The sequence below is a fragment of the Streptomyces sp. DT2A-34 genome (assembly GCF_030499515.1).
In the GTDB taxonomy this organism is placed as follows: domain Bacteria; phylum Actinomycetota; class Actinomycetes; order Streptomycetales; family Streptomycetaceae; genus Streptomyces.
Genome location: NZ_JASTWJ010000001.1, coordinates 5,220,927 through 5,236,779, shown reverse-complemented (window position 1 = coordinate 5,236,779; position 15,853 = coordinate 5,220,927). Strand labels below are relative to the sequence as shown.

Annotated in this window: 16 protein-coding genes and 2 pseudogenes; 9 read left to right on the top strand and 9 right to left on the bottom strand. The window is 69.5% G+C overall.

Annotated features, from left to right (window positions below):
- Window positions 1-14: 14 nt before the first annotated feature.
- From QQM39_RS23305 to QQM39_RS23285, 5 genes and pseudogenes are all read right to left on the bottom strand, one after another.
- Window positions 15-902, bottom strand: a complete 888-nt coding sequence (locus QQM39_RS23305; RefSeq protein ID WP_301999423.1) for a carbohydrate ABC transporter permease — start codon at window positions 900-902, stop codon at window positions 15-17.
- Window positions 899-1,876, bottom strand: a complete 978-nt coding sequence (locus QQM39_RS23300; protein ID WP_301999421.1) for a carbohydrate ABC transporter permease — start codon at window positions 1,874-1,876, stop codon at window positions 899-901. The genes QQM39_RS23305 and QQM39_RS23300 overlap by 4 nt, the downstream gene beginning before the upstream one ends.
- Window positions 1,873-3,189 (bottom strand): ABC transporter substrate-binding protein, encoded by a 1,317-nt coding sequence (locus QQM39_RS23295; protein ID WP_301999420.1) that lies wholly within the window; start codon window positions 3,187-3,189, stop codon window positions 1,873-1,875. The genes QQM39_RS23300 and QQM39_RS23295 overlap by 4 nt, the downstream gene beginning before the upstream one ends.
- Before the next feature lie 239 nt (window positions 3,190-3,428).
- Window positions 3,429-5,194, bottom strand: a pseudogene (locus tag QQM39_RS23290) (copper resistance CopC/CopD family protein).
- 126 nt (window positions 5,195-5,320) lie between these two features.
- Window positions 5,321-5,763, bottom strand: a pseudogene (locus QQM39_RS23285) (ATP-binding protein).
- Window positions 5,764-6,000: 237 nt separating this feature from the next.
- Here QQM39_RS23285 and QQM39_RS23280 point away from each other — a divergent pair.
- From QQM39_RS23280 to QQM39_RS23245, 8 genes are all read left to right on the top strand, one after another.
- A complete protein-coding gene (locus QQM39_RS23280; RefSeq protein ID WP_301999419.1) occupies window positions 6,001-6,852 on the top strand; it encodes a helix-turn-helix transcriptional regulator in 852 nt (283 codons plus the stop codon).
- A gap of 10 nt (window positions 6,853-6,862) precedes the next feature.
- On the top strand, window positions 6,863-7,045 hold the full coding sequence (locus QQM39_RS23275) for a DUF397 domain-containing protein (RefSeq protein ID WP_301999418.1): 183 nt from the start codon (window positions 6,863-6,865) through the stop codon (window positions 7,043-7,045).
- A gap of 89 nt (window positions 7,046-7,134) precedes the next feature.
- On the top strand, window positions 7,135-7,362 hold the full coding sequence (locus tag QQM39_RS23270; protein WP_301999417.1) for a hypothetical protein: 228 nt from the start codon (window positions 7,135-7,137) through the stop codon (window positions 7,360-7,362).
- Window positions 7,349-7,864, top strand: coding sequence for a DUF6879 family protein (locus QQM39_RS23265; RefSeq protein WP_302003698.1), 516 nt, complete (start codon window positions 7,349-7,351; stop codon window positions 7,862-7,864). Before QQM39_RS23270 ends, QQM39_RS23265 begins: the two co-directional genes overlap by 14 nt.
- A gap of 14 nt (window positions 7,865-7,878) precedes the next feature.
- Complete coding sequence (locus QQM39_RS23260; RefSeq protein WP_301999416.1) at window positions 7,879-8,721, top strand: helix-turn-helix transcriptional regulator; 843 nt, start codon at window positions 7,879-7,881, stop codon at window positions 8,719-8,721.
- A gap of 93 nt (window positions 8,722-8,814) precedes the next feature.
- Window positions 8,815-9,006 (top strand): hypothetical protein, encoded by a 192-nt coding sequence (locus QQM39_RS23255; protein ID WP_301999414.1) that lies wholly within the window; start codon window positions 8,815-8,817, stop codon window positions 9,004-9,006.
- Between the two features lie 374 nt (window positions 9,007-9,380).
- Window positions 9,381-9,515, top strand: a complete 135-nt coding sequence (locus tag QQM39_RS23250; RefSeq protein ID WP_301999412.1) for a hypothetical protein — start codon at window positions 9,381-9,383, stop codon at window positions 9,513-9,515.
- Complete coding sequence (locus tag QQM39_RS23245) at window positions 9,516-10,694, top strand: methyltransferase domain-containing protein (protein WP_301999410.1); 1,179 nt, start codon at window positions 9,516-9,518, stop codon at window positions 10,692-10,694.
- 282 nt (window positions 10,695-10,976) lie between these two features.
- On the opposite strand, the gene QQM39_RS23240 is transcribed toward QQM39_RS23245, so the two are convergent.
- Genes QQM39_RS23240 through QQM39_RS23225 form a run of 4 tightly spaced genes read right to left on the bottom strand, consistent with a single transcriptional unit; the run spans window position 10,977 to window position 15,034 of the window.
- The gene (locus tag QQM39_RS23240) at window positions 10,977-11,753 is read right to left on the bottom strand and encodes an SDR family NAD(P)-dependent oxidoreductase (RefSeq protein ID WP_301999408.1); all 777 of its coding nucleotides are present in this window, start codon (window positions 11,751-11,753) and stop codon (window positions 10,977-10,979) included.
- The gene (locus tag QQM39_RS23235; protein ID WP_301999406.1) at window positions 11,750-12,223 is read right to left on the bottom strand and encodes a cupin domain-containing protein; all 474 of its coding nucleotides are present in this window, start codon (window positions 12,221-12,223) and stop codon (window positions 11,750-11,752) included. The genes QQM39_RS23240 and QQM39_RS23235 overlap by 4 nt, the downstream gene beginning before the upstream one ends.
- Window positions 12,220-12,843, bottom strand: coding sequence for a GNAT family N-acetyltransferase (locus tag QQM39_RS23230; RefSeq protein ID WP_301999404.1), 624 nt, complete (start codon window positions 12,841-12,843; stop codon window positions 12,220-12,222). The genes QQM39_RS23235 and QQM39_RS23230 overlap by 4 nt, the downstream gene beginning before the upstream one ends.
- The gene (locus QQM39_RS23225; RefSeq protein WP_301999403.1) at window positions 12,836-15,034 is read right to left on the bottom strand and encodes a penicillin acylase family protein; all 2,199 of its coding nucleotides are present in this window, start codon (window positions 15,032-15,034) and stop codon (window positions 12,836-12,838) included. Before QQM39_RS23225 ends, QQM39_RS23230 begins: the two co-directional genes overlap by 8 nt.
- A 77-nt stretch (window positions 15,035-15,111) precedes the next feature.
- On the opposite strand from QQM39_RS23225, the gene QQM39_RS23220 reads away from it, so the two are divergent.
- Complete coding sequence (locus QQM39_RS23220) at window positions 15,112-15,831, top strand: siderophore-interacting protein (protein ID WP_301999401.1); 720 nt, start codon at window positions 15,112-15,114, stop codon at window positions 15,829-15,831.
- The last annotated feature ends 22 nt before the right edge of the window (window positions 15,832-15,853 follow it).

The following is a 15,853-nucleotide window of genomic DNA, read 5'->3' as shown; positions in this document are numbered from 1 at the left end:
CGGGAAGCGGGCCGTCAGCCCTTGTTGGCGCCGAGCGTGAGGCCGCTGACGAACTGGCGCTGGAGCAGGAAGTACACGGCCAGGACCGGGACCGCGGTGATCAGGGCGCCGGCCGCGATCAGGTTGGGGTCGGTGAAGTACTGCCCGGAGAGGTTGTTCAGCGCCGACGTGATCGGCATGTTCTCGCCGGTCGAGATCAGGACGAGAGCCCAGAAGAAGTCGTTGTAGATCCAGATGGACAGCAGGGTCCCGAGAGCCGCCATCGCCGGCTTGCACAGCGGCAGGGTGATCTGCCAGTACAGCCGCCACACCGAGGCGCCGTCGACGAGGGCCGCCTCGGTCAGCTCGTGCGGCAGCATCTTCATGTAGTTGCTCAGCACGAAGGCGCAGAAGCCCGACTGGAACGCCACGTGGATGAGGACCAGGCCCAGCGCGGAGTCGTAGAGCTTGCCGCTCATGGTGATGCCGGGCAGGTCGACGAGCAGGTACAGCCGGTACAGCGGGGTGATGATGACCTGCTGCGGCAGCAGGTTGCCGGCCGTGAAGACCAGCAGCAGGAACAGGTTGACGCGGAAGTCGAAGCGGCTGACGTAGAAGGCGACCATCGACGACAGGAACAGCGTCAGCAGCACGGCCGGGATCGCGATCAGCATCGTGTTGCCGAAGTAGTGCGTCATGTCCGACTGCGTGAAGGCGTTCGTGAAGTTCTCGAACGTCAGCTTGTCGGGCCAGGAGACATAGCCCTTCTCGGAGGTCTCGCCGTACGGGCGCAGGGCCGCGTAGACCGCCCAGAGCAGCGGGGCGAGCCAGGCCAGCGCCATGCTCGCGAGGAAGACGTGCAGCAGGATCCGGCCCGGGCGGACGGGGGTGCGCTGCTTGCCCAGCGCGCTCACGGAGCTCATGCGCGCCGCTCCTTCCGGAAGGTCGCGATCAGATACGGGATGATCACGGCGAGGGAGATCAGCAGCAGGACGACGGCGATCGCGGAGCCGTATCCGATGCGGCTGGACTCGCCGATGATGTTGTTGGTGACCAGGATCGACAGCAACTCGGTGCCCTCGGCACCCTTGTTGAAGACGAAGACCAGGTCGAACGCGCGCAGCGCCTCGATGATCGTCACCACCAGGACGATGGTGTTGGTCGGGCGCAGGGTGGGGAAGATGACGTTCTTGAACGTCTGCCACTCGCCCGCGCCGTCCAGGGCGGACGCCTCCCGCAGCGCGGGGTCGACGCCCTTGAGGCCGGCCAGGTACAGGATCATCATGTAGCCGGTGTGGCGCCAGGACGCGGCGATGAGGATCGCCCAGAGGTTGAGGTCCGGGTCGCCGATCCAGTCGATGTACTTGCCGGGCTCGTTGGCCCCGATGAGGCTGTTGATCAGGCCGGTGTCGGGGTTGTAGATCAGCTGCCAGACGAAGCCGATGACGGCCATGGACAGCACGACCGGCAGGAAGAACGCGGTCTGGTAGACGCGGCTGAAGCGGATCTTCTTGTCCAGCTGCACGGCCAGGAACAGCCCGAGCGGCGTCGGGATCAGGATGAGCACGACGAACCAGATGACGTTGTGCTCGACGGCCGGCCAGAACTGCGGGTTGTTGCTGAACAGTTCCTTGAAGTTCTCGAGGCCGACCCACTTGATCGAGTCGAAGCCGATGCCGTCCCAGGTGGTGAAGGCCAGCGCGATCGAGGCGAGGGCGGTGACCCAGACGAGGGCGATGTGCAGGATCGTGGGCAGGCCCGCCATCAGGCCGAGGGTCAGCCGGTCGCGGCGGGTCAGCAGGCGGCGGTGCCCCTGGGGCACCTTCTTGGCGGGGGCAGCGCCCGAAGGCGACTCGGCGGCCGCCTCCGGGATCTCCTTGGTGATGTCGGTCGTCATGACGAGGCGAAGATCGTCTTCTTCTGGCGCTCGATCGACGAGAGCAGGCTGTCGATCTGCTTGGGGTCGCGGATGAACTTCTGCAGCGCGGGCTGCATCACCGTGGAGGTGAAGTCCGGCCGGCTGTCCCGGTCCATGAACTGCGTCAGGCTCTTCGCACCCGAGATCATCTCGTACGCCTTCTTCTGCAGGGCGCTGTACGAGGAGGTGTCGGCCTTGGTGGAGGCGGCGACGACGTTCGGGTCGGACTTGAGGTAGATCTCCTCGGCGGCCGGGGAGCCCAGGTACTGCAGCAGCTTCACGGCACCGGCCTTGTTCTTCTGGGCCTTGGAGAGCATGAAGCCGTCGGTGGGCGCCTCGACGGTCTCCTGGCCGTACGCCGGGTCGATCTCCGGGAAGGCGAAGAAGTCCAGGTCCTCGCGGTCGGCCTCGTTGGTGAACTGCTGCCCCACGAAGGTGCCCAGCAGATACATGCCGGCCTTCTTGGACGCCAGCGTCTGGGCGGCGTCCTGCCAGGTACGGCCGGTGGCACCGTCCTGGTGGTAGGGGAGGATCTCCGTCCACAGGTCGAAGGCCTTGCGCACCTTGGCGTCGGTCCACGAGGCCTTGCCGGCCATCAGCTCGACGTGGAAGTCGTAGCCGTTGGCACGGAAGTTGATCTGGTCGAAGGTGCCGAGCGCGGGCCAGGCGTCCTTGTCACCGAAGGCGATCGGGACGAGCCCGTCCTTCTTCATCTGCTTGCACAGCGCGACGAAGTCGTCCCACTTGGTGGGAACCTCGTACCCCTTCTCCTTGAAGACGCTCTTGCGGTAGAAGAGCGCCCACGGGTACGTGTACAGCGGCACGAAGTAGTACTTGCCGTCCTCGCCCTTGCTGAGCTTGTGCATCGCGTCGGGGAAGTTGCCCCCGATGGTCTTCCACACGTCGTCGATCGGCGTGGCCAGTCCCTTGGCCGCGAAGAACTGCATGCGGTAGCCGGCGAACCAGTTGAACACGTCGTCCGGCGTGCCCTGCAGGTAGGAGTTGATCTGCTCCTGGAAGGTGTTGTGGTCCTTGGTGTTCACGTCGACCGTGAGCCCGGACTCCTTCTTGAACGCCGCGTAGATGTCGGCGAACGCCTTCTTCGGCACCGCGTCCGACGCGTTGGAGCCGACCGTGACGGTCTTCGGGTCACTCGCCGAGCCGCTGCCGCCGCAGGCGCTGAGCAAGGGAATGCCGGCGCCGAGAACTGCGGCGCCGCCCACGCCACGCAGCAGGGTGCGGCGGCTGGGCGAGGGGAGGGAAAGACCGGAGGGGGAGGAGGTGTGGTGCATCTGCGGCTCCTGAAGGCAAGGGGTGGCCGTGGCGGTGGCATGATCAAGCCGGACGTAACCGACCAGAAATCAACTTGACCGAACACGGTGGCGCAATAACAGCCGTATGTCAGGTCATGCGTCAAGAGATGTCGATCGCCGTTTCGGAAACGTGACCGATATCTCGAACGGATCTTGAGCGCTGAGCGCCCAGGAGGGGCCGACTCACGCCGTGCGCCCCCAGGGCCCTTCTGATGGCCCTAGCGCACGACGACCGACCTGGTCTCGGTCACCTGGTCGACCTCCGACGTCCGTACGGTGACCTTCATCTCCCATGTCCCGGCGATGGGCAGGTTGAGGAAGCTGTTGCTCCAGTAGCCGCCCTTGTCGGTGAGTTCGGCGTCGAGGGGGCCGATGTCCTTGGCCGGGAGAGTGAAGGAGATCCGCAGTTCGGGGACGATGGACACGCCGCCGTCGGGGCCGAAGACGAGGGCCTCGATCGAGTTGTCGCCGACCCGGCCGGGGTCGAGGGTGATCTGCACCTTGCCGTGACCGCCGGGGGTGCCGACGTCGAAGGGGACTTCGGTGACGGAGGCGCCGACCACTGCGGGCGCCACCGCCGCCGCCTCGGCCTGCGCCCGGCCGGGCAACGTGCTGGTGAGGATCGTGGTGACCGCCAGCACGGCGGCGCCGACGGCTGCTTCGGCGAGGACGGAACGGCGCAGGGCGCGGCGGTGGGGGTAGGTGGGGGGCGGCGGTACGTCGGCCGACGTCGGCTGCTCCGCCGACGACGGCCCACCGACCGACTCCGGAACCCGCTCCCGCTCCCGATCCCGCTCGTGCTCCCGATCCCGCTCCCATACGACCGTCTCCGCGTCCGCCGTCGCAAGGCGCGCCGTCCAGCGGCGCGACACGGCCGCCGCCCCGAGGAGCAGGGCCACCGCGGCCAGCTTGAGGGTCAGGAGCCTGCCGTACGTCGTGCCGGTGAGCGCGTCCCAGGAGCCGAGGCCGCGCCAGGACTGGTAGACGCCGGTGACGACCAGGACGGTCACGGAGGCGAAGGCGAGGCGGGAGAAGCGGGTGACCGTCGCCGGCGTCGGGGGGCTGCCCGGTACAGCGTCACGACCAGGGCCGCGAGGCCGCCCAGCCATACCGCCGTGGCCAGCAGGTGCAGCGCCGAGGACGCCATCGCGGCCGGTACCTGGATGCCCGCGGAGGCGTGCTCGCCGGCGGCCCAGGTCATGGCGAGGCCGACGGCGAGGACGGCACCGGCCCAGCCGTATGGCTTGCGCTGCCTGGCCAGTCGTACGAGATAGCCGGCGGCCACCGCCAGGAGGCCCAGCCGTGCCAGCAGGACCGCGCCCGGGCGGCTGGTCGGCGTGCGGGTCAGGGACTCGATGCCCAGGGACCCCAGCGGCCCCTCACCCGTCTCGTACGGGGCGCGCAGCACCAGCAGGGCGAGGGTGGCGGCGAGAAGGGTCCACCACCCGGTCCTGAGCAGCTTGTGCAGCACGGGGGCGTCCGGCGGACGGCAGACCGCCATGAACGTCGCCGTGCCGATGAGCAGGGCGGCGGCGAGGTAGGCGAGATAGCGGGCGATGTTGTAGAGGGCCTTGGTCGCCGGATCCTCGGTGGGGCCGGTGTCCACGGTGGCCGTGGTCAGGGAGCGCTTGCCGACGGAGAAGGTGAACGCGCCGGAGACCGGGTGGCTGTCGGCCGACACCACCCGCCAGGCGACGGTGTACGTCCCCTGGGCCAGCTTCGCGGGCAACGTCACCCTGGCCGTGTCACCCCCGCCCTGCGCGTGCTGCGGCTCGCCCGTGCGCAGGCGGCGCCCGTCGGGGTCCAGGACGCGGAAGGAGTCGTCGAGCAGGCCGACGGACTCCGTGAAGGTCAGGGTGAGATGGCGGGGGGCCGACTTGAGGAGGGTTCCGTCCTCGGGGTCGGTGGCCCGGAGTGCTGCGTGGGCCGACGCGGGGCCCGTAACGCCGAGGAGGAGCAGGACCAGCAGGGGGCCCAGCAGCACCAGCCTTTGAAGTCGCCGTTGCCTTCGACACCCTGGGTGTCCGCCGCCGCCATCACACCTCACGCCACTTCTCCGTCGTCGTCCGTGCCACCTCGCTGCTACGTACGGATGCGAAGGGTCCCACGCTCACTTGCCCGTCTCGAACCAGAGCAGCTTCCCGGCCCGCCGGTCGAAGGTGCCGTCACCGAGGGACACTCCGCCCCAGCAGTCGGCGTATTCCTGGACGAGGCGCAGGCCGCGACCACCCTCGGCATCCGGCGGGGCGGGCGGGACGTGGTCGTGGGGCGGTCGGCCGAAGGGTGCGGGAATACGGGGGTGGCTGTCCCAGACCCCGACGCGCGACGTCCGTCGGCAAGGGCGGTCAGGCGGAGGGATGCGGGGCCGTTGGTGTGCAGGTAGGTGTTCGTCACCATTTCGGACGTCAACAGCTCAACGGCGTCGAGGGCTTCGGGCCTGCCGTGGCTGGCGAGCACCGACCGTACGGTCATACGTGCGACCCGTGCCGCGCGGGGGTCGTGGGGGAGGCGGAGGGCGTACACCCAGGTGTCGGGCGGGGATACGGTGCGCATGGAAACCTCCGGGAGTCTCGCAAGGAAGGGAGTCTGAGCTCGCTCAACTGCCGCGCCGGGCGGTGGCATTGCCTGGGGTGGTGCGCTTCCGGCTCATGGGCGGGGGGAGTTGAGCTGCCAGCACGCACAACGTAGCGTGGAGATTGGAAGGTATTCCATCGAATCCACGAAGATCTACCAATAGCCACCCGTGTGAGTGACGCTGCACGCCCGCGCTGAGGAGAGAAACGACACGACATGTCTCCCGCCCTCATCACCACCCTGCGCCAGCAGCGCCTCGGCGCCGAGCTGCGTAAACTCCGCGAGCGCGCGGGCCTGACGTCGACCGCAGCCGCCGGGCTCCTGAGCGCACCGCAGGCTCGGATCAGCAACATCGAGGCCGGGCGGTACGCAGTGAGCGCCGACCGCGTACGCACGCTGGCGCGCAACTACAGCTGCGCCGAGGAGGCTTACGTCGACGCCCTCGCCGGCATGACGGGCGCCCGCACTCGGGGTTGGTGGGAGGAGTACCGCGACAACCTCCCATCGGGACTCCTCGATCTGGCGGAACTCGAATACCACGCCACGGCGATCCGCGTAGCCGTCACCGTGCACATGCCGGGACTGCTCCAGACCTCGGAGCACGCCCGCGCCACTATGCGGGAAGCCGTTCCGCCTCTACGTCCGTACGAAATCGAGCACCGCGTCTCCTACCGCGTGAAGCGCCAGGCCGTCCTGTTCGAGGGCACTCCGACCCCCTACACAGCCATCGTCCATGAGGCAGCCCTGCGCATGGGCTTCGGCGGCGCGGACATCGCCCGCGCCCAGCTGCGGTACCTACTGGAGATGAGCGAGCAGCCGACAGTCACCCTGCTGGTGCTGCCTTTCGGCCAGACCGGCTTCCCCGCGTCGGGCCAGCCCATCACATGCGCGAGCGGCCCTGTCCCACAGCTCGACACCGTGGTCCTGGACACCGACCATGGCTGCGAGTTCCTGGATGCCGAGGCTCAGTTGGACCGCTACCGCTCCGTACTGGACCGCATGGAGTCCCGCGCTCTTCCCGAGCCCGAATCCCGAGACCTGATCCACCGCATCGCCGCCGAGCTCTGAGGAACCCACCATGCCCGAACTGACCTGGCAGAGGTCCACATACAGCGCCGAAGCCGCCAACTGCGTCGAGATAGCCAGCACCCCCACCACCATGCACATCCGCGACTCCAAGAACCCGACCGGCTCCCACCTCACCTTCCGGCCCACCGCGTGGGCAGGCTTCCTCTCACACGCGATGACCGCGAAGCGGTAATCCGCGCGCAAGTTCTCGCAAGTTCCTGGCCTCCGTTCGACGTTGGGCACAAGATCGAGCACGGATGCCCAACGACAAGGGAGGCAGCGATGGCTCTGATCAAACTTGGCCAGGATCCCGAGAGCCCGGAAGGCAAGTCGCCCACCATCTACCTCGACGACGAGAAGGGCACCTACCTGGTGCAAGGCTGGAAGGTGGACGACGAGGCTCGGCGTTCGCAGCTGGACCTTCCGGGCCACGAGGACGTGATCGAGATCCCGAAGCGCATGGTGCAGTTCTTCCCGGAGGTGAAAGACGGTGGCCGTGCCGACTCTTGAGGACCGACTGCGGCGCTGCACCCGTTCCGCTGTCCATCTGGAGATGCGCGACGGGTACATGCGCTCGGACCCTCGATTCGCAGCCTGGCAGAACGGCGTCCGTAATGATCCCGCGGAGAGCGACCCGGAGCGTCGGCCGTGGCTGCGGCTCGTCGCCGACCTCGTAGCCCAAGGGGTCGAGGTACGCAGGGCCCGCATCGTGTCGGAGCCTGTATCGGACTACATCCGGTTCGAGCACCACCTGACCGGCCCCAACGTGGAGGCAGGCGAGCAAGTGCGCTGGCTGCCTCGCCGTCACGCATCCGGGCTGGCCCTGCCCGGCAACGACTTCTGGCTCTTCGACGACAGCTCCGTCGTCTTCAACCACTTCGCCGGTGATGGCGAACTCGCTCCGGACGACGAGGAGTTCACTGACGATCCGGGCGTCGTGAAGCTGTGTGCTGATGCCTTCGAGGCCGTCTGGGCCCTGGCAGTGCCACACGAGGACTACAGGCTCGCCTGATCCACAATCCCGGTGTGACTTCATCCAGTGTTCAGCAGGCACGGCAGGCCCTCGGCCGGCGTCTCCGCGAGATCCGCGTGGACGCCGGCCTTACGGCGCGAGAGCTGGCCAGGCGTGCCGACTGGCACGAGTCGAAGTGCTCGCGACTTGAGAACGGGCGCACGTCCCCGTCCGACGCGGACATTCGGACGTACACGACCCTCTGCGGTGCCCAGGACCAGACCGCCGACCTGATCGCCACGGCACGTGGAATAGAGGGCGCCTACATCCAATGGCGGCGCATGGAGCGCGCGGGCCTTCGACGCGTCCAACAATCTGTGGCGCCACTCTTCGAGCGCACCCGCCGCTTCCGCGTCTACCAATCCTGGGTGATTCCCGGCCTGCTCCAGTCGGCCGCCTACACCCGAGCCGTACTGAGCACCGTGGCCCACCTCCGGGACGTACCCGACGACATCGACGATGCCGTGGCCGTGCGCATGGACCGGCAGCGCATCCTGCACACCGGCGACCACCGTTTCGCCATGCTCGTCGAGGAGTGGGTACTGCGCACCGTCATAGGCGACCACGACACCATGGCCGGAGCCCTCGGCCACTTGATCTCTGTCGCCTCGCTCCCTTCCGTCAGCCTGGGCATCATCCCTCTCGGCACACTGCGCGGTGCCGGGTGGCCCGTCGAGTCGTTCACCATGTACGACGACACACAGGTGAACGTGGAACTCGTCTCCGCGCACCTGACCGTCACCCAACCCGGCGAGATCGCGGAGTACACGAAGGCATTCGCCGAGCTGTCCGCCCTCGCCGTGTACGGCACACAGGCCAGATCGCTCATCACCGCCGCCATCGACGCTCTCGGGTGATCGCGGCGCAAGCTCATGCAAGTCCGTGGATCGGCAACCCGCTGTCTCCATACGGTCGTTGAACCGAGAGCCGATAGGCCGTGGAGGCACCGCATGGAGACACTGAAGCCGCAGGATTACGGCCTGACCGAGCTGCCTACCGAGCCCTCCGCCGTACCTGGCTGCGCCGCGTGTCTGCCACTGGCCGTTGCCAGACAGAACGCCCGCTCCAGCGGTGACTACAGTGCCGTATCTGACGTGAATGTGGAGCTGCGCAAGCATCACGCAGCGGCACACACGTCATGAGCAGGGAATCGGGCTCAGGTCTCTTTGCCGACCGACCCTTGATGACCATGCGCGTCTCTCGTGACTCCGGTCGAACGTGGGGGCCTGAGCAGACCGTGCTCACCACGGATGACCTGCCGCCCCTGCTCACCACTGCATGGCCGCCCTGCCGGTGCTGGCGCTGCACCGAAAGCGGCAGGCGCCCCGGTCGCTGAAGCATCTCGAGGGCTCCGTGACCCTGGCCCGTATCGGCGACGACGCCTGGCGCCTCGACGACAGCAAGCAGCCCCGCACACAGGCGCGCCGCTGCATCACGGGTGAGTGTTCTCGCCAGACACCGTCTCGCGGACAGCGGGACGGCCGACAGACACCATCGACAATCAGGAGGTAACCAAGTGCCCAGCTGGTGGCTCAAGATGGCGGACGGCAACCCTCAGGACGACAGCGACAGCGGGAACAAGCACGGTGGGGGTGGGTCGGACGAGGGCGGCAACACCAACGACGGCCAGGGTCCGGCGGACGGCCGCTAGATGACCGAGCCGTACGAAGCGGAGGCCGGCCCCGAGCGGCTGGCCTCCGCGCTCATGCAGAAGGGCGCGCTGTCGTCCGACTGGCTTCCCGCGTTCCGCAGGGCACCGAGACATATGTTCGTGCCCGAAATGATCTGGCCAGGGACAGCCGGCGGCAACCGTCAGAAGAACCGGGTCATTCGCTCCGAGGAACCCCGCGCGTGGTGGGAGGCCGTTTACACAGACGCCCCGATCACGACTCAGTGGGACGACGGAGCCTACGTCGGTCCGGGGAAGGGCAGGATCCCGTCCTCCTCCAACTCGATGCCGACCATGGTCTTTTCGATGCTCGCCGCCCTGAGCGTCAGCGATGGCCATCGGGTCTTGGAGATCGGCACCGGCACAGGGTGGAATGCCGCACTGCTGTCCGCCCGCGTCGGCCCCGCGAATGTCACAACAGTCGAGGTGGATCAAGCCACTGCCGCAGCGGCCCGTAAGCGGCTCCAGGGCGCCGGATTCGCTCCCACGGTCGTCGTTGGTGATGGAGCGGACGGATACGCGCAGGGCACGCCGTACGACCGGCTGATGGCCACTTGCTCGATCGGCAGGATGCCTTACGCATGGGTTGAGCAGATGAGGCCCGGCGGTGTGATCGTGGCGCCGTGGGGACCGACGTACGGCGGAGAGGCAGTTGTGCGGCTCACCGCCAAGGGGGACGGGACTGCCTCGGGCAAGTTCCTCGGTTCCTCTGCGTTCATGCGGCTCCGCACCCAGCGCACCGAACGCAAGCACGTCCGCGAGTACCTGAAGGGCAAGCCGTGGCCCGCCGACGGCGCCACGTCCACCACGTCCCTTTCCCCCGACGACGTGGGCGACTGGCACGTCATGTTCGCTATCGGTGCCCAGGTCGGCGGCGCGTTCCCTTGGACGGAGTCGTACAAGGACGGCTCTTACACACTGTGGCTTCGGGACACGGCGGTCACCTCATGGGCAACGGCCGATTTCGAGAAGGACCGGGTGGAATTCGAAGTAGTGCAGTCGGGACCCCGGAGGCTGTGGGACGAAGTCGAAAAGGCGCACCAATGGTGGGAAGCTCAGGGGTGCCCCGGATTCGATCGCTTCGGGCTCACGGTGACCCCCGAGGCCGAGACCGTCTGGCTTGACGATCCGGGGAATCCAGTTCCGCCACTCCTCGGCTGAGGAAGCGGCGGTCCGGCTCGGGGAGCGGCCGGCCGAGTACGCGCATCGGTTCGCGTACGCGCCCACAGGGCGGTCTCAGATCACTCGGACAAGTCCTGGTCGACGCCGGGCGCGGAGCTCTCCCTTCCTCGCGCATCGGCGACGGCGTACGGCAGCCCGGGCAGGAGCAGTGCCAGGGCCGCCCAACAGTGGCAGGGTGAACAGCTCCCCGTGGCGCAAGATAACTACTGGCGCATGGGAATGAGTGGCTTCGACGGTGTAGGCAGGTGGCGGCAGCGCGGGTCACCACGTCGGTCGCGCCGACACCCCACCGTCCACCACCAGATCGTGCCCCGTCACCCACGACGCCAGCCCCGACGCCAGGAACACACACGCGTCCCCCACGTCCTCCGGCCGCCCCAGTCTCCCCACGGGAGCCGCCGCACGCCATCTCCGCACCCCCTCCGGCCAGGCCTCCTCCAGCCCTTCCCGGTGAATCAGCCCGGGCGAGACCGAGTTCACGCGGATCCCGAAACGCCCGTACTCCAGGGCGGCCGAGCGGGCGTGCAGCACCACCGCCGCCTTGGAGGCGGAGTAGTGGGCGTGCAGGGGCGCCGGCCGGCTCGCCTCGATGGAGGCGATGTGGGTCACCGAGCCGCCCCCGCTCTGCTCCCGCATGATCTCGGCCGCCGCCTGCGTGCACGCGAAGACGCTCGACAGGTTGGTGTCCACGACCACCCGCCACTCCGCCGCGCTCATGCCGCGCAGCTCCCGCGTCGGTTGCACGCCCGCGTTGTTGACCAGCGCGGTCAGGCGCCCGCCACCCCACTCGGCGGCCTCCCCCACCACCCGCCGGCACGCGTCCTCGTCGGTCAGATCTCCCCGCACCACCACGGCCCGCCCACCCGACTCCCGGACCCGGGACGCCACGTCGTCCGCCGCCTCCACCGCCGTACGGCAGTGCAACGCGACCGCCGCCCCCTCCTCGGCGAACCGCAGCGCGATCCCGCGCCCGATGCCGCCGCCCGCGCCCGTGACAAGGGCGACCTGTCCTTCGAGGAGCCCCCTGGGTCCGTTCATGGGCGGCACAGTCCCGCGATCCGGGCGGCTTCGGCAGGATAGCGCGCCGTCAGGTCCGTCAGGTCGCCGTGCTCGTAGCCCTCGTAGGTGAAGCCCGGTGCCATCGTGCAGCCGAAGAAGGTCCAAGACCCGCCGGTCACCACCCGCGCGCCCATCCAGGTACCGGCGGGCACGGTGAGCTGGATGTGCTGGCCGTTCAGCAGGGCGGGGCCGAGCACGGTGGTGCGTGACGTGCCGTCGGGGGCGAGGAGCAGCATCTCCAGGGGATCGCCCAGATAGAAGTGCCAGACCTCGTCGGACGGCAGGCGGTGCAGGGCCGAGAAGTCGTCCGAGGTGAGCAGGACGACTATCGCCGAGCCCTGTGGCCGTCCGTCGGCGAGTTCCGGTCCCGCCCAGGTACGGCGGAACAGCCCGCCCTCGCGCGGGATCGGCTCCAGTTCGTAGTGCGCGACGAGGTCTTCGGGAGTCACGCCGGGAAGGCTACCTCCCGGGTGAGGAAGGCGAGTTGGGCTTCCTTGCGCGGGATGTACACGTCCGGGAGGTCGACCTCCGGCAGCACGACCGCCGGGCCCGCCATGAAGCCCTGCCTGAGGAAGCGGGCGATGGCCTTCTCGTTGCGCACGTCGGGGTCGACGACGACCCGCCGGCGGCCCAGGGTGAGGAGGACGTAGGACGTGATGACGGTCAGGAGCGCCGACGTCCAGCCGGGTCGCGTCCCCTCCGCACCGGCCGGCGCGAGCAGCAGGTGGACGCCGATGTCTCCGGGGCGGACGTCGTAGCACTCGCTGACACGGTCGGCCTCCGGCTCGTACGTCTGGAGGAGCGCGACCGGGTCGCCGTCCCGCAGGACCAGGAAGGCGTGATGGGTGTCGAGGGTGTCCATGTGGGCGTAGATCTCGGCCACCTGGTCCCTGGTCACGCCGTTCATGCCCCAGAAGGAGGCCCGCTCCTCGCTGACCCAACCGTGCACGACCTCGGCGTCGGCCTGCGGATCGAGGGGCCGGATGCGGACGGTGCCGAAGCCGTCGACGGCCTGTTCATGGACGGGTTCGCGGACGCGGTCGCTGCCGACCGCAGGCAGCTCAGACATCGGACTCCTTCTCCAGCTGGGTGAAATCGGTGACGACGGGGGCCAGATCTCCCTTGAGCCACAAGGGGAGTTGGTCGCGGTGGTGGGGCGAGCCGGGGATGCCCGAGGCGCCGAGCGGGACCACCCAGCGGCTCGCCTCGCGGTCGGCCAGGTCCCAGACGTAGCGGGCGGCCGGGCCGCGTGCGCTCAGGTCGGTGAGGCCGGGTACGGCGGAGGTGCACAGCACGCAGTCGTGGTCGCCGGAGAGGGCGGGTTCGTCGTAGGGGGTCGTCGTGGCCCTCGCCCGCCAGGGGGCCAGGCGGTGGGTGTCGCCCCAGGTGCCGGTGGGCTGCGGGGCCGCCGCCACCTCCTCGACCGCCGCGCGGACGGTCTCGGCGCGGTCGATGCCGTACAACTCCGGGGCGCGCAGGAGGTGTTCGAGGGCGAAGCCGACGCGCGGGACCAGGGACAGCCAGGGGAGGAGGACCTCCGGGTAGGCGGGCGGGGCCGACAGCGCGGTGAAGGCCGGCTGGGCGGCGAGTCGCCGTACGACCGCCCCGCGCACCGCCGCGTACACGGCCGCGGCCTCGCTGCTCGCGTCCATGCGGCGGTCCCAGGCCAGGAGGGTCCGCCGGATGCGGGCGGCCTCGGGGGTGAGGGTGTCGACGGAGCGCAGGAGGTCCAACAGCGGCGTGGCGGAGGCCAGTTGTGTGTCCATGTGGATCGCCGGCATGTCGGCGGCCGACCAGTGCTCCTTCTCGCCCAGCAGTTCCGTGATGCGGTCGGCGCGATGGGGCGGGGCGAACTCGACGCCGAGCGGGGTGGCGAGGCCGCGCTGGTTGGCCATGGCGGCGACGCCGTCGGTGAGGCCGCCGCGGGGCGTCTCGCGCCAGCCCTGCCAGTCGTGCCCCGGCTCCCAGGCGGGCACGAGCCGCACCCGGTTGGCCTCGGCCCGCACCGGCACCTTCCCGGCGACGCGGTGCAGCAGCCCGCCCTCGGTGTCGGCGGCCTGGACGACGTTGACGGGCTCGGCCCACAGCTCGACGGCACGGTCGACGTCGGCGACGCGGCGGGCGCGCAGGAGGGGGAGGAGGGCGCTGAAGCCGAGGTCGCCGGTGACGCGGGGTGGGTAGCGGAGGGCGACGGCGAGGAGGGCGCCGTCGTCGAGGTCAGCCTGCGGGGTGTCGGGGAACGCATCGAGCAGCCCGCTGGAGAAACCTTCCTGTAGACCATCGGCAGAGCCACCGGACCCACCGGACCCACCGGAGCCACCGGACCCACCGGGCAACCCGTCCGGCCCCCCGATGATCACCGGCCCCCGCTCCGTCTCGATCACCTCGACCTCGACCGGCTCCTCCCCCGCCACCTCCACGACCTCGATGTGCCGCGAGGCCCGCCGCCACACCCCGTCCGGCCCGAGGGCCTCCACCCCCGCCCCCGTACGCCGCAACCGCTCCCGGTACAGGTCCTGGTAGTCGGCCATGGCGTTGGTGATGGCCCAGGCCACCGTGCCGGTGTGGCCGAAGTGGGCGATGCCGGGGATGCCGGGGACGGCGAGGCCGACGACGTCGAACTCGGGGCAGGAGAGGTGGATCTGCTGGTAGACGCCGGGCTCCTCGATGAACCGATGCGGGTCCCCCGCGATGATGGCGTGCCCGGTGACGGTCCGCTCCCCGCTCACCAGCCAGCCGTTGCTGCCGGAGGTGCCCGGCCCGTCGGTGGCGAACAACTTCACCGCGTCGGCGCCGAGATGCCGTACGACCTGCTCGCGCCAGAGCTTGGCCGGGAAGCCCGCGAAGAGGATGTGGACCGCGAGCCAGACGCCGAGCGGGGTCCACGGCTCCCAACGGCCGGGGGCCAGGCCGGTCCGCGCGAACTCCGGCGTACGACGAGCCCCCTCCGTCAGCCCCTCGTTCACGCCGTCGACATACGCCCGCACCCACGCCGCGGTCTCCGGATCCCGCCTCTCCAACTCGGCGAAGCAGCGTCTCGCCGTGTCGTCGAGGCGGGCCCGTCTCACGAACCGGTCCCAGGGCAGGACCTCGGCGCCGAGGAAGGACGCGGACGTGCCCTGCGCCCGGTGCCGCTCCACCTCCAGCTGCCAGGCCCGGTCGAGGGCGGTGACGCGGCCCTGTACGCGGGCGAGCTCTCTCGCGCCGTTCGCACGGAGATGCGGAATGCCCCAGGCATCACGGAAGATCTCGCCCGTCACCTGTGCCCCTCCTTTGCTTTAGGTTAGGCTTCCCTAAGTATTTGGTGGGGGAATCGTACGCGAAGGGTGCAGAGACCATGGGGCAGGGGCACGGCTGGGAGGGCGCGGTCCTGAAGCTGCTGCGCGCCAAGGACTTCGTGTTCACGGTGACGGACGCCGAGGACGTCACCGAGCACTACCGCCGCGTCCACCTCACGGACGGCGGCATGCTGGCCGCGACGGGCGTGCACCCGACCATGTGGGTCCGCCTGTGGTTCGACAACGCGGGCAGGCCCCACCAGCGCGCCTACACCCTGGTCGACCCGGACCCGGCGGCCGGCACCTTCAGCCTGGAGTTCGCGCTGCACGAGGGCTGCGCCAGCGACTGGGCGCGCACGGCGAAGCCCGGCGACACGATCGAGGCGACCCTTCACGGCACCGGGTTCACCGACCCCGACCCCGCCCCCTCCCACGTCTTCGCCGTCGCCGACCCCGCCTCGCTCCCCGCCCTCAACTCCCTGCTCACCACCCTGGCCTCGGCGCCGGCCACGGTCTGGTTCGAGGGCGAGCGGGACGACCTGCCCTTCCGCACCGAACCGTCCCGCCACGAGGTGCGAAAGGTCCCGCGCCGCGACTCCGGCGCCCACCTGGTCGCCCAGGTGAAGGACGCCCTGCCCGGCCTCCTCGACGGCACCCCGGACCCGTACGTCTGGATCGCCTGCGACACGGCGACGACCCGCGCCCTCACGTCGTACGTCCGCAGGGAGCTGGGCCTGCCGAAGCAGCGGGTGAACGCGCTGGGGTACTGGCGGCCCTGACCGGGCGCGCGGCTGCGGGGCG